Raw genomic sequence first — 13,157 nt, 5'->3', positions numbered from 1 at the left:
AGCGCATCAGAGAGTCCCCTGATGCGCTCCCAAATCACCACCTGAAACAGGTTTCAACCCCGAACAGCGGCAGACAACTCAATAAGCTGCTTCAATACGGATGGAACCGTCTTTTCCGTCGCTTTACCCTCAGACAATGTCCCCGCCATCGTCTTGATCAAAGCAGACGCTACAACAGCCGCATCCCCAATCCGGGACGCCGCCCGCGCCTGCTCAGGCGTCGAAATCCCAAACCCGATCGCAACCGGAAGATCGGTTGCTTCCCGAATTTTCGGAAGAGCTTCCTCAAGCTGCGCCTGGCTCGCACTGCCCGTCCCCGTGATCCCCGTGATGCTCACATAATACACGAAGCCAGACGCATCTTTCAGCACATGAAACAGACGAGTCCGGGACGTTGTCGGCGCCACGAGAGAAATGATATCCAGCCCGGCCGCCCGTGCGTGAGCATCCAGAAGATCCGCCTCTTCCGTCGGCATATCCACCACAATGATACCATCCACACCCGCCTGAACCGCATCAAAGCAGAATTCCGCTGGCCCGTAGCTATCAATCGGGTTCAGATATCCCATCAGAATAATCGGCGTCTCAGCATCGGTCTCCCGGAAAGACCGAACCATCTCCAGAACGCCACCCAACGTCGCCCCAGCCTTCAGCCCCCTCAGTGCCGCAGCCTGAATCGTCGGACCGTCCGCTGAAGGATCGGAGAACGGCACGCCAATCTCGATCAGATCTGCCCCCGCAGCCGGCATCGCCTTCAGCAGTTCCAGTGAGGTCTCATAATCCGGATCAAACGCCTGAAGATACGGAATCAGAGCGCCCCGTCCCTCCTTCTTGAGGGCTTCAAAACGGGCTTTGATACGGCTCACAGGTTCACTCCCAGATGGCTCGCCACAGTGAAGATATCCTTGTCTCCACGGCCGGAGACGTTCAGTACGATGATCTTGTCCTTCGGCATCTCTGGAGCAATCTTCATCACATGCGCCAGTCCATGCGCGCATTCGAGCGCCGGAATAATACCTTCCGTCCGCGTCAGAAGCTGGAACGCATCCAACGCTTCCTGATCCGTCACACCAACATACTCGGCACGGCCAATATCATTCAGCCAGGAATGCTCAGGCCCAATCCCCGGATAATCCAGCCCCGCACTGATCGAATGCGCCTCTTCGATCTGACCATGCTTGTCCTGAAGCAGATACGTCCGGTTGCCATGGAGCACTCCCGAGCGCCCACGCGAGATGGACGCCGCCGTCTTGCCAGAATCCAGTCCAAGCCCAGCAGCCTCCACACCAATCAGACGCACATCCGCATCATCAAGGAACGGATGGAAAATCCCCATCGCATTGGAGCCGCCACCAATGGCCGCAACAATCACATCCGGCAGGCGCCCCTCAGCCCGGACAATCTGCTCCTTTACTTCCGTACCAATGATGGACTGGAAATCACGAACCATCTCAGGATAAGGATGCGGCCCAGCAACCGTGCCCACCAGAAAATATGTATCCGCCACGTTCGCAACCCAGTCGCGCATGGCTTCATTCATGGCATCCTTGAGTGTCCCGGCCCCAGCCGTCACCGGCTTCACCTCAGCCCCAAGCAGATGCATGCGGAAGACGTTGGGCTTCTGGCGCTCAACATCCGTTGCGCCCATGTAGATGACGCATTTCAACCCAAAGAGCGCACAAACCGTGGCCGTAGCCACACCATGCTGACCAGCACCCGTCTCAGCCACAATCCGTGTCTTGCCCATCCGTCGGGCGAGCAGGATCTGCCCCATGACATTGTTGAGCTTGTGCGAACCTGTGTGGTTCAGCTCCTCACGCTTGAGATAAACCTTTGCACCACCCAACTCTTCCGTCAGGCGCTTCGCAAACCATAACGGGCTCGGGCGGCCAACATAGTCCCGGTAATAGTAGTCCAGCTCCTCACGAAACGCCGGGTCAGCCTGCGTCGCGCGATACGCCTCCTCCAGTTCAAGAACCAGAGGCATCAACGTTTCCGCAACAAAGCGTCCACCGAAGACGCCAAACCGGCCACGCTCGTCCGGACCGGAGCGCAAGGAATTAGGCAGGGAAGATGATGGGGTCGTCATACCGGGCTCTGTTCCGCTTAAAGGGCTAACCAGCGATACCAAGGCCAGACGGGAACGTCCATCCACACCATTTTTAAGAAACCACCCTTACCGAATTCTCGGCAGCCCCCTTGCACAGAGCGCATCCTCAAGACATGAGTCAGAACACCTCCTGCCTCCGACCAAGGATCTTTCTCTGATGCTTCTCGCCCGGCCCGCCGGCACACCGGCCCGCGAGATCGGCCCGGACGTCGATATCAATGCCACGAACTGGATTGACCTCATCAATCCAACACATGATGAAATCACAAAAGCCGAGACACTCCTTGGGGTTCACATTCCCAAACTGGAAGAACTGGAAGAGATCGAAAGCTCATCCCGCCATTATGAACGGGATAACTGCCTCTACCTCTCGACCCCCCTTGTACGCCGTGCGGATGACGTCTCGTTCTCCAAACCCGTCGGTTTCATCCTGACGGAAAAGAGAATCATCACAGTCCGCTATACGGACTATTTCGCATTTGATCTCGTAGGGGGAAAGCTGGCCGAATACCCGGCAGGCAAGGTCTCGCCGTCTTCAACGGAACTGCTGGTTGAACTGCTCGAAGAGATTATCAACCGTCTGGCTGATATCCTCGAAGGCCTGGGGCGCACTCTCGACACCATTTCCCGCCGCGTCTTCAACGCCGAGCAACCGCGCGATCGCGCACGCGTGGGCGCCATGCTTCGCGAAACCCTGCGCCGCCTCGGATATGCTGGAGACCTAGCCTCAACAGTCCGGGACAGTCTCCTCGGCATCGACCGTGTTCGTATCTATCTGGAAGATTACATCAGCCAAAGCCTGCAAAAGGCCAAGGATCAGGGCACGTCTCCCCTTCCCGCCAGAGATACTGCTGGGAAATCACCAACGCCGGCTGACACATTCAAATCACGTCTCAAAGTCGCAGGCCGCGACATTGCTTCCCTGAGCGACTTCGATGCCCAGATCGTCAGCAAGGTCCAATTCCTTCTGGATGCGACGTTGGGCTTCATCAGCATCGAGCAGAACGACGGCATGAAAGTCCTCACCGTCGCCAGCTCAATCGGGATCATGCCAACGCTCATCGCAGGTATCTACGGCATGAACTTCAAGGACATGCCGGAGCTTACCTGGAAATATGGCTACCCTTACGGCCTTACCTTGATGGTTTTATCCACCATCCTGCCGCTCTTCTGGTTCTGGCGCCGTGGATGGTTCGGAACCCGTTAAGAGTCTTCTTCAACCCGCAAACCACCCTCAACGGGGCGGAAAGGCAGAACAGAGCGCTGATATGCCACCGGGAAACGATGGAGCTGTTTTTCCCACAGTTCCACATCACTTCCTTCCGGCAAAACGACGTTGTCTACGCCACACCGCTTGAGGAAGGCCGCCTGATCTGGAAGGACATGCCCTTCCGCACGAATTTCTCCGGAAAAGCGGAGGTACTCCCGCAACTCCCGAGCCTGCGTAAACACACGCCCATCACGGAAGATCGGAAAGCGCAAAACAACCAGCTCAAGTCGATTGAGATACGGTTTCAGGGCCGTCGCATCATCAGCAATATCCAGAAGAACAGCGCGTGCGTCTGTGTTCTCGGCCAACTCTGAAAGCGTTACCAACACCTCATGAAACTTGGCAGGACGCTCATTCAGCTCAAACAGTTTCATAAGCCGCCTCCTTGAAAGGAACGTCCCCGAGTCGATCTAACGTATCGAGGAACGTCTCCCCTTTCTGCCTTACACCAAGGTAGCAATCCACCAATCGGGCAATCGCATCAACCGTATCGTCTTCCGGAAGCGCCGGACCCAAGATCGTTCCAATAGATGCGCCGTTCTCTGCCCGGCCGCCCAGAGTAATCTGGAAGAACTCTTCCCCACGCTTGTCCACACCAAGCAAGCCAATATGACCTGCATGGTGATGGCCGCATGCATTGATGCAACCCGAAATATTGATCCGCAGCGCGCCGATTTCCGCCTGCAAAGAGGCATCCCCAAACCGCGCGCCCAGCTTCTGGGCAATCGGAATGGAACGCGCGTTTGCCAGTGCGCAGTAATCCAGTCCAGGGCACGCCACGATGTCACCGATCAGACCAATGTTGGCCGATGCCAGATCCACCTCTTTCAGGGCCTGCCACAGATCATACAGTCGATCCTGTCGAACATGCCCCAGAACAATGTTCTGAAGATGCGTAATCCGCAGTTCGCCAAAGGAATATTCGTCAGCCAAGTCGGCCAAACGGTCCATCTGGGCAGACGTCGCATCTCCCGGAATTCCCCCGGCAGGCTTCAGAGAAACAACCGCAATAATATGACCTGCATCACGATGAGGATGCGTATTGCTTCGAACCCAGAGGTCAAACTCCGGATTGGCCCCACGTCTGGCAGATAGCTCCTGAGACGCATTATCCGGGGCTGATAGTTCCGGCACAGCAAATCGCGCGCGGATTGCATCTACCATTTCAGGCGTCAGACGGTAATGCTCCAGATCCATCTGTTGCAGCTCAGCTTCGACTGCCTCACGATAAGCCTCAATGCCCAGAGCCTGAACCAGGATCTTGATCCGTGCCTTGTAGATATTATCGCGGCGTCCATGCGCATTATAGACACGAACAATCGCTTCGAGCGTTGCAAGCAGTCGCTCTTCAGGTACCGCATCAAAAATTTCCTGCCCGATAATAGGCGTACGGCCTAAGCCTCCCCCTACAAAGATCCGGAAAACAGGACGCCCGTCTGCGCCACTGCGAGCCAGAATTCCAATATCATGGAAACGAGCTGCAACCCGGTCATTCGGACTGCCAGAAATAGCAATCTTGAATTTCCGCGGCAAAAACGTGAATTCGGGATGCAATGTAGACCACTGGCGCAGAATTTCCGCATGAACACGCGGGTCCACGACTTCATCCGCAGCCGCACCCGCAAATTCGTCAGACGTCACATTCCGGATGCAGTTTCCGCTGGTCTGAATGGCATGCATGTCCACCTTCGCCAGATCGCGCAGAATGTCCGGAGTTTCTTCCAGCTTTATCCAGTTAAACTGAATATTCTGACGCGTGGTAAAGTGCCCATAATCACGATCGTACCGACGCGCGATATGCGCGAATATCCGCATCTGCTGACTGTCGATCGTTCCGTAAGGAATAGCGACCCGCAACATGTAAGCGTGAAGCTGAAGATACAGACCATTCATCAGCCGCAGCGGCTTGAACTCGTCTTCACTCAAACTTCCATCGATACGACGCGTCACCTGCTCGGAAAATTCGTCGATGCGCGCGGCCAGAAAATCGCGGTCAATCTGGTCGTACTGATAATGGCCAACTGGAGCGTTCATTGCCCGGCCTCCACTGAAAATTCCGGATGTACAGTCGGACCATGCGCCCGAATTCGCTCACGCACCGTCACAGGTTCTGGAGGATCAACATCGCGTACAGCCACTTCATAAACACCTACGACGCCATCGTGCTGAGCACGCGCCTGAGCACTCTCAAGAACATCGTTCACAGCGTCAGCATCCAGTTTTTCCGCCGCAGCAACTTTGGCCGTCCAATGTCCATCATGGCCGCGCCAGACGATTCTTCCGTCCAGAAGGCGATTAGCCGTCAGAACAAGTTTCTCACCCGCTCCAACACGAACTGGTCGTTTCATGATGCCCTCCGCAGGAACGAAACTGACATAGGATAAACCATCAACTCGCAGGTTTCCCCTTGCATGACCTCGAAAGAAGCTCCGAAGATCTTCCCAACGTGATGCTGCGAATGAAAAAGGACTGACCGTAGCAACGAAAAATTCACCATAACGAATCAAATAATGATCCATTATGGTGAATTATCCAACCTCAATAAACAAAATTTAGTGATAATTTTTTATAACTAATTATTATAGTTATATCGAGAATGATATCGGAGCCCGATTAGGTCTCTGCATTCCCGCTTCCTCGGCCTGACGCAGCAACCCTTCCAAGGTCACAGCATCCATCTTTTTGGCTAGTTCAACATTCATTGACGCCCAAAAAGGTTCAAGAACCTTTTCTATCAACGGATTGGCGGCTTCACCATCCGGGGTATGCTCTTCTGTAACGGCCTGAACAATTTCATGCACGGTAATCGTCCGCGGCGGACGGCCCAACCGATAACCGCCTTTGGGGCCTCGCACACTATCCAGAAGCTTTTCTCTTGAAAGAGCCTGAAGAACAGGCTCAATCCCGCGACGCAGCATATTACCCCGCTTGGCAATATCCGCGCCACTCACCACACCGGAACGCCCCGCGTGAAAAGCAACATCCAACATGATTGAAACAGCTGTCAGGGCACGATCGCGGCGGAGATACATGAATTTTCCGAATTCAACGCAAAAGAAAGGGCACTTGAACAACTTGCGATGCTCATTCGTGTATTTGGGTCTTTCAAACAGCCCTGTCAATCATTGAAACGGGATTACATCCTCAATCGGATGACTCTACTCCACATATTCGCGATAATATCGCCCACCTAGAGAGGTCAAAATTTCATATCCGATAGTTCCCGCAGATGCGGCCACATCATCAACGCTTCTGCGTGGCCCAATCAGATCCACGTACATATCCGCATGTAGCTGAGACTCCGGAACAGCAGACACATCCAGCGCCAAAGAATCCATGGAGATGCGCCCGACGATGGGCAACGCAATATCTCCCAACCACGCACAACCCGTACCGCTATTATGCCGGGAAAACCCATCAGCATATCCCACAGCCACAGTCGCAATACGGCGTGGTTCACTAGGGCGGTAGGTCAAACCATACCCAACAGCATCGCCCACTCCCACATCACGTAACTGAAGGACACGTGCGCGAAGAGAAACAACCTGCTGCAGAGGATTAGGCGCTTCAGTATTAGGAGCGATTCCATAAAGAGCCGCACCAGGCCGGACCAACTCCATATGGTAATCCGTACCAAGGAATATTCCCGAGGAAGCCGAGAGACTTAAAGGAGCCGCAGGCATTAATGCAGCCATGTCTCGAAATCTTTGGCGCTGCATTTGGTTCGCCTCGCTGAATGGATCGTCGGCACAAGCCAGATGACTCATCACCAGTCCAAGACGGATACCCCCTAGAAGACTTTTGTCCTCGGAGAGCCTCTGAACGTCCCCCCAGGAAAGACCGAAACGGGACATACCACTATCAACCTGGATAACGGCCTCCAGAACGGCCCCTTCACGCGCAGCCTCGCGCTTCCAGAGATCTATCTGTTCAAGACTGTTCAGAACCGGCCGGAGCCCGAAATAGACACACTCAGCCGCCGCTCCCGGCCGCGGCCCATGCAGAACCGTAATCCGAGTCTCTGATGAGACGATCTGACGCAGAGCAATTCCCTCATCAACATGGGCGACAAAAAACTCTTTTGCGCCTTCCCGTTCGAGAACAGGCGCGACTTGCTCAGCACCCAGCCCATAGGCGTCCGCTTTCACAACAGCAGCACAAACTGCCGTTCCCACCTTATCCCTCAAAAAGCGATAGTTTCTGGCGATAGCCTTGAGATCGACCACAAGAGTGGCACCCGCCCGTGAGGCAGGCCAAAGGTGGGGAGCTGATAAGATCGTCATACGTCACCCTATCGCAAATCGAAATGAAATTTCCTGCATAAATTCAGCATATTCTTCAGTCTCAAAGGTTATATATGCAGCATATAACCAAGGAAGACGGAAAATTGTGACATGATCTTCGATCGCACTACCGAATCCATTCTTCGCCTTCTGCAACATGACGGCCGTATGAGCAATGCAGACCTCGCGGAACGCGTTGGTCTTTCACCCTCAGCATGCCTGCGACGTGTCAAAATGCTTGAAGAGAAAGGCATCATCCGAGGTTACCATGCCGTCATCGACGATCGGTCCGTACATAACCTGACAACAGTCATTGTACAGATCACCTTGGAGCGCCTGACGGACGAAGCTCTAAGACGCTTTGAAGCACGCATTAAGGAATGCGCCGACATTCGTGAGTGCTACCTGATGACTGGTGAAGCAGACTATCTTCTACATGTGGCAGCCCGAGACCTGGCAGACTACGAACGAATCCACAAAGAGGAACTCTCTCGCCTCCCGGGTGTGATCCGTATTCACAGCAATTTTGCCATCAGGCCCGTTGTGCAGCGTTGGAGCACTCAAAACATTAGCCAGACAAAATAAGCAAATTTTAATCGAAATGCATTTGCGAACTAATCTCATTTAACGTATGGGAAATTATTGCCTCATGATAGGACGCTACGAGCAGCTCATGATCATCTGTTCATGTAACGCACTTTCCCACAAAGACGTCGAGTCGGCCATTGATGCTGGAGCCTCCCGACCTTCTGAAATTTACACCGCCAAGAAGTGCCGTGCTCAGTGTGGAAACTGCGTTCCAGGAATGGTCTGCCTTTTGAAACAGGCCATTCAGGAGCGACGAAATCTCGGTCTAGCCAATACGAAAATCGCACAGCCACCGACACAAACCGCATACTGTTAATTTAGAGAACTAAAAAAATGCCCGGGATTACCGAGCATTTTCGAAGCATTTAGTCTTGATCAGGAGCTGCTGCGGAATTGGTCTGAATGTACCGCTCAATTCCAACCTGCTTAATCAGATCGAACTGACGATCAATAAAGTCTTCATGCTCTTCTTCATTCACGAGAATCTTAAGAAGAAGATCACGAGAAACATAATCCCGTACGCTCTCACAATACGCGATGCCTTCACGTAGATCTTCGAGAGCTTTTTTCTCAAGCTTTAAATCGCATTCCAGAATCTCTTCAACGCTCTGTCCAATCAAAATTTGATTTAGGCGCTGAACATTAGGCAACCCGCCCAAGAAGAGAATGCGCTCGATTAGCCAGTCAGCATGACGCATTTCTTCAATGGATTCTTCGTATTCTTTTTTACCCAGCAGCGTCACGCCCCAATGACGCAACGTCCGTGCATGCAAGAAATACTGGTTGATGGCCGTTAACTCGTTGGTCAACTGCGTGTTCAGATGCTCGATGATTTTAGGGTCTTTAATCGCCACAGGAAGATCCTCTTCGTTATCTTGATCATCCGTTCATACACCACAATCAAGTAAATAACAAAAAATAATTAAGTTATATACTTGATAAAATTAATATACATTCTCATTTGGAATTTTTACTTAAAAAATATCTTCAAAATTTCCATAGAAACCTAATTTAGAAATTATAATTTCAAGTATTAATAAAACATAGATTTTTCACAAACATAATTAACCCTAAAGAAGGCGCCAATCGCAAAAAACAGATAATCGAACATCTACCTGTATATGGTAAAAGACTATCAAATCTTCCAACAGCCGATTGGAATGTGAAAACGCTTGGCATGTTTGATGGATTCCTACTTTATCTCCGACCTGTAATAGAAAGGCTAACCTTTTTTCCTCTAAAGTCGGATCGAAGAAGTCAACATCAAACCCAGTCCGCCATCATATCGTTTAGCGCCTCCTGTCAGCGCGGACTATTGAGATCAACAGCGTGATGCGACGCAGAACGACAACTCGCATCTTGGCGTGGATCCCCACAGCGATCCATCTGTTTGTCCACTAACCGATATAGATCGTTCCATCCTTCATTTTCCATTATAGAGCCTGGCTCAGATTTTCCGTTTCCTTCAACAAATCTAGCGATCATGACGCCGACTAGTCGCATCTACTACGTTGGAAAGGACATATAGGTTGATGATTAAACTCTTACGATATCCCACACGAATTTCTTATGCTGATATAATATTTTCGCGTGAGCAACAGGAAGTATCGAAATAAAAGTGATCTCATACACTGCTTTCAGCGCTGAGCTCAGAGTTCGGGATCAATCTAAATAGTGGATACAAAGTGACGCAAGCGCCAGACCAAAAAGCTGGACTCTCTAGTCATCTTCGAAACGGATGAAGTATGATTGTGGCCTTTTAGCATACCTTTTAGTGCCGCTAAACGAGGGCTTTATGTACTGCCCACCGCAACATCCTACATTTGACACGCTTGTCGCTGCATTAAGGCCTTCCCCTCAAGAGCCATTAGTTGCGAGTTTAGCGATTCCGATTTGAATCTACGGGTGCCAAGTCATTGAAATGATGGGGAATTTGATAGGCGTGTGGTATGGGCCGCAACACGAAAACCCCCGCTGTCTCGGTGAGAGAGCGGGGGTTTTGGAACTGTATTGGTGTGGTTGCGGGGGCAGGATTTGAACCTGCGGCCTTCAGGTTATGAGCCTGACGAGCTACCGGGCTGCTCCACCCCGCGGTGGTGTATGTGATGTTGGTGTGTGGGAGTTTTTGTGAGTGGGCTAGGGGACCTGGCGGCGACCGACTTTTCCGCACCTTGAGGTGCAGTATCATAGGCGCTGAGGGATTTCACGGCCGAGTTCGGGAAGGGATCGGGTGTAGGGCCCTCGCAATGGCCACCAGGTCTTCTAGCCCACCCAGTCTTTTTGAGAGTGGGTGGAGGTTGGTGTTTGTTGAGTGTGGCTGATTTCTGTGCATGTGTTTGATGTGAGAAGTATGAGCGATTAGGACCGGTTAGCTGCATGCATTACTGCACTTTCACACCCGGCCTATCAACGTGATGGTCTGTCACGGCTCTATGAGACCTCGTTTTGAGGTGGGTTTCCCGCTTAGATGCTTTCAGCGGTTATCCCGTCCATACTTAGCTACCCGGCTGTGCCACTGGCGTGACAACCGGTGCACCAGAGGTATGTTCATCCCGGTCCTCTCGTACTAGGGACAAATCCTCTCAAGTCTCTTACACCCACGGCAGATAGGGACCGAACTGTCTCACGACGTTCTAAACCCAGCTCACGTACCACTTTAATCGGCGAACAGCCGAACCCTTGGGACCTGCTCCAGCCCCAGGATGTGATGAGCCGACATCGAGGTGCCAAACCTCCCCGTCGATGTGGACTCTTGGGGGAGATCAGCCTGTTATCCCTAGAGTACCTTTTATCCGTTGAGCGATGGCCCGTCCACGTGGGACCACCGGATCACTATGGCCGACTTTCGTCTCTGCTCGAACTGTCATTCTCGCAGTCAGGCGGGCTTATGCCATTGCACTCGACAGCCGGTTTCCGACCGGCCTGAGCCCACCATCGCGCGCCTCCGTTACACTTTGGGAGGCGACCGCCCCAGTCAAACTGCCCACCATGCAGGGTCCCGGACCAGGCTTACTGGTCTCGGTTAGACATCAGAAAAATTCAGGGTCGTATTTCAAGGGTGGCTCCACCGGTGCTGGCGCCCCGGCTTCAAAGCCTCCGACCTATCCTACACAGGATTTTCCTGATGCCACTGCAAAGCTGCAGTAAAGGTTCATAGGGTCTTTCCGTCTGACCGCGGGTACCCCGCATCTTCACGGGGAATTCAATTTCGCTGAGTCGATGCTGGAGACAGTGGGGAAGTCGTTACGCCATTCGTGCAGGTCGGAACTTACCCGACAAGGAATTTCGCTACCTTAGGACCGTTATAGTTACGGCCGCCGTTTACCGGGGCTTCAATTCAATGCTTGCACATCTCCTCTTAACCTTCCGGCACCGGGCAGGCGTCAGGCCCTATACGTCATCTCACGATTTCGCAGAGCCCTGTGTTTTTACTAAACAGTCGCTACCCCCTGGTCTGTGCCACCCAACCATGGTTGCCCACGATTGGGTCTCGTTTATCCCGAAGTTACACGAGCAATTTGCCTAGTTCCTTCAGCATCGTTCTCTCAAGCGCCTTGGTATTCTCTACCAGTCCACCTGTGTCGGTTTCGGGTACGGTCTATACGCCAGAGCTATTTCCTGGAATGGTCGAAAAGCCTGTTCAATCCGATAAGGACAGACAACATTTCTCATTCGTCACTTCTGGCAGGCCTAGGAATATTCACCTAGTTCCCATCGACTACGGCTCTCGCCCTCGCCTTAGGGGCCGGCTCACCCTGCGTGGATTAACCTTGCGCAGGAACCCTTGGACTTTCGGCGACAGTGTTTCTCGCACTGTTTGTCGCTACTCATGTCAGCATTCGCACTTCCGATATCTCCAGAGGGGGTCACCCCGCCTCCTTCGCAGACTTACGGAACGCTCCGCTACCGCGCATTCATAAGAATGCACCCACAGCTTCGGCACGTGGCTTGAGCCCCGTTACATTTTCGGCGCAGGGTTTCTAATAGACCAGTGAGCTATTACGCTTTCTTTAAAGGATGGCTGCTTCTAAGCCAACCTCCTGGTTGTTTTGGAATCCCCACATCCTTTCCCACTTAGCCACGATTTAGGGGCCTTAGCTGGTGGTCTGGGCTGTTTCCCTCTCGACAATGGACCTTAGCACCCACTGTCTGTCTGCCGGGCTATACTCCTGGGTATTCGGAGTTTGGTTAGGTTTGGTAAGGCTTTGGGCCCCCCTAGCCCATCCAGTGCTCTACCCCCCAGGGTAAACACCCGACGATCTACCTCAATAGATTTCGCGGAGAACCAGCTATCTCCGAGTTTGATTGGCCTTTCACCCCTAGCCACAGCTCATCCCCGACTTTTTCAACAGGCGTGGGTTCGGCCCTCCAGTGCGTGTTACCGCACCTTCAGCCTGGCCATGGCTAGATCACTCGGTTTCGGGTCTTCTGCCAGCAACTCATTCGCCCTATTCAGACTCGCTTTCGCTACGCCTACACCTAACGGCTTAAGCTCGCTGCAAACAGAAACTCGCTGACCCATTATACAAAAGGTACGCCGTCACCCCATAAGAGGCTCCGACTGCTTGTAGGCGTCCGGTTTCAGGTCTCTTTCACTCCCCTTATCGGGGTGCTTTTCACCTTTCCCTCACGGTACTTGTTCACTATCGGTCACTAAGGAGTATTTAGGCTTGGAGGGTGGTCCCCCCATGTTCAGACAGGGTTTCACGTGCCCCGCCCTACTCGAATCCTCACCAAGACACTACGCATACGGGGCTATCACCCATTATTGCCGGACTTTCCAGACCGTTCTGCTTCTTCTTGGTAAGGCATTGGCCTGCTCCGCGTTCGCTCGCCACTACTAGCGGAATCTCTGTTGATGTCTTTTCCTCCAGGTACTGAGATGTTTCAGTTCCCCGGGTTTGCC

11 protein-coding genes, 1 tRNA gene and 2 rRNA genes (1 of these 14 cut by a window edge) are annotated in these 13,157 nt (G+C 52.7%); 3 read left to right on the top strand and 11 right to left on the bottom strand.

Annotated features, from left to right (window positions below):
- Positions 1-53: 53 nt before the first annotated feature.
- Entirely contained in the window at positions 54-866 is an 813-nt protein-coding gene (trpA, locus tag JN414_RS11640) for a tryptophan synthase subunit alpha (protein WP_202208036.1), read from the bottom strand.
- Positions 863-2,089 (bottom strand): tryptophan synthase subunit beta, encoded by a 1,227-nt coding sequence (trpB, locus tag JN414_RS11635; RefSeq protein ID WP_202208035.1) that lies wholly within the window; start codon positions 2,087-2,089, stop codon positions 863-865. The genes trpA and trpB overlap by 4 nt, the downstream gene beginning before the upstream one ends.
- Before the next feature lie 178 nt (positions 2,090-2,267).
- Here trpB and JN414_RS11630 point away from each other — a divergent pair, with 178 nt between their 5' ends.
- The gene (locus JN414_RS11630) at positions 2,268-3,317 is read left to right on the top strand and encodes a CorA family divalent cation transporter (RefSeq protein ID WP_046900308.1); all 1,050 of its coding nucleotides are present in this window, start codon (positions 2,268-2,270) and stop codon (positions 3,315-3,317) included.
- On the opposite strand, the gene JN414_RS11625 is transcribed toward JN414_RS11630, so the two are convergent.
- The 5 genes from JN414_RS11625 to alr form a co-directional block, all read right to left on the bottom strand.
- Positions 3,314-3,754 carry a DUF934 domain-containing protein gene (locus JN414_RS11625; protein ID WP_202208034.1) on the bottom strand — a complete coding sequence of 147 codons (441 nt, stop codon included), beginning with the start codon at positions 3,752-3,754 and terminating at the stop codon, positions 3,314-3,316. The genes JN414_RS11630 and JN414_RS11625 overlap by 4 nt on opposite strands.
- Positions 3,741-5,414, bottom strand: coding sequence for a nitrite/sulfite reductase (locus JN414_RS11620; RefSeq protein ID WP_202208033.1), 1,674 nt, complete (start codon positions 5,412-5,414; stop codon positions 3,741-3,743). Before JN414_RS11620 ends, JN414_RS11625 begins: the two co-directional genes overlap by 14 nt.
- On the bottom strand, positions 5,411-5,728 hold the full coding sequence (locus JN414_RS11615) for a DUF2849 domain-containing protein (RefSeq protein ID WP_202208032.1): 318 nt from the start codon (positions 5,726-5,728) through the stop codon (positions 5,411-5,413). Before JN414_RS11615 ends, JN414_RS11620 begins: the two co-directional genes overlap by 4 nt.
- A 237-nt stretch (positions 5,729-5,965) precedes the next feature.
- The gene (locus JN414_RS11610; RefSeq protein WP_202208031.1) at positions 5,966-6,412 is read right to left on the bottom strand and encodes an Rrf2 family transcriptional regulator; all 447 of its coding nucleotides are present in this window, start codon (positions 6,410-6,412) and stop codon (positions 5,966-5,968) included.
- A gap of 126 nt (positions 6,413-6,538) precedes the next feature.
- Complete coding sequence (gene alr, locus JN414_RS11605) at positions 6,539-7,663, bottom strand: alanine racemase (RefSeq protein WP_202208030.1); 1,125 nt, start codon at positions 7,661-7,663, stop codon at positions 6,539-6,541.
- A 111-nt stretch (positions 7,664-7,774) separates the two neighbouring features.
- Between alr and JN414_RS11600 the strand changes: the two genes are divergently transcribed.
- Together JN414_RS11600 and JN414_RS11595 are read left to right on the top strand one after the other, a co-directional pair.
- On the top strand, positions 7,775-8,248 hold the full coding sequence (locus JN414_RS11600) for an Lrp/AsnC family transcriptional regulator (RefSeq protein ID WP_202208029.1): 474 nt from the start codon (positions 7,775-7,777) through the stop codon (positions 8,246-8,248).
- Between the two features lie 88 nt (positions 8,249-8,336).
- Positions 8,337-8,567 carry a bacterioferritin-associated ferredoxin gene (locus tag JN414_RS11595; protein WP_202208117.1) on the top strand — a complete coding sequence of 77 codons (231 nt, stop codon included), beginning with the start codon at positions 8,337-8,339 and terminating at the stop codon, positions 8,565-8,567.
- Positions 8,568-8,616: 49 nt separating this feature from the next.
- On the opposite strand, the gene bfr is transcribed toward JN414_RS11595, so the two are convergent.
- The 4 genes from bfr to JN414_RS11575 form a co-directional block, all read right to left on the bottom strand.
- Positions 8,617-9,105 (bottom strand): bacterioferritin, encoded by a 489-nt coding sequence (gene bfr, locus JN414_RS11590; RefSeq protein WP_202208028.1) that lies wholly within the window; start codon positions 9,103-9,105, stop codon positions 8,617-8,619.
- Between the two features lie 1,162 nt (positions 9,106-10,267).
- Positions 10,268-10,344, bottom strand: a tRNA-Met gene (locus tag JN414_RS11585).
- Positions 10,345-10,394: 50 nt separating this feature from the next.
- Positions 10,395-10,509 (bottom strand): 5S ribosomal RNA (gene rrf / locus JN414_RS11580).
- An 80-nt stretch (positions 10,510-10,589) separates the two neighbouring features.
- Positions 10,590-13,157, bottom strand: a 23S ribosomal RNA gene (locus JN414_RS11575); it runs 169 nt beyond the window's last position.

It is taken from the genome of Gluconobacter sp. Gdi (assembly GCF_014132155.1).
In the GTDB taxonomy this organism is placed as follows: Bacteria; Pseudomonadota; Alphaproteobacteria; order Acetobacterales; family Acetobacteraceae; genus Gluconobacter.
Note: the sequence above shows the minus strand (reverse complement) of the source record. Positions and strands in the feature narration are given on the sequence as shown.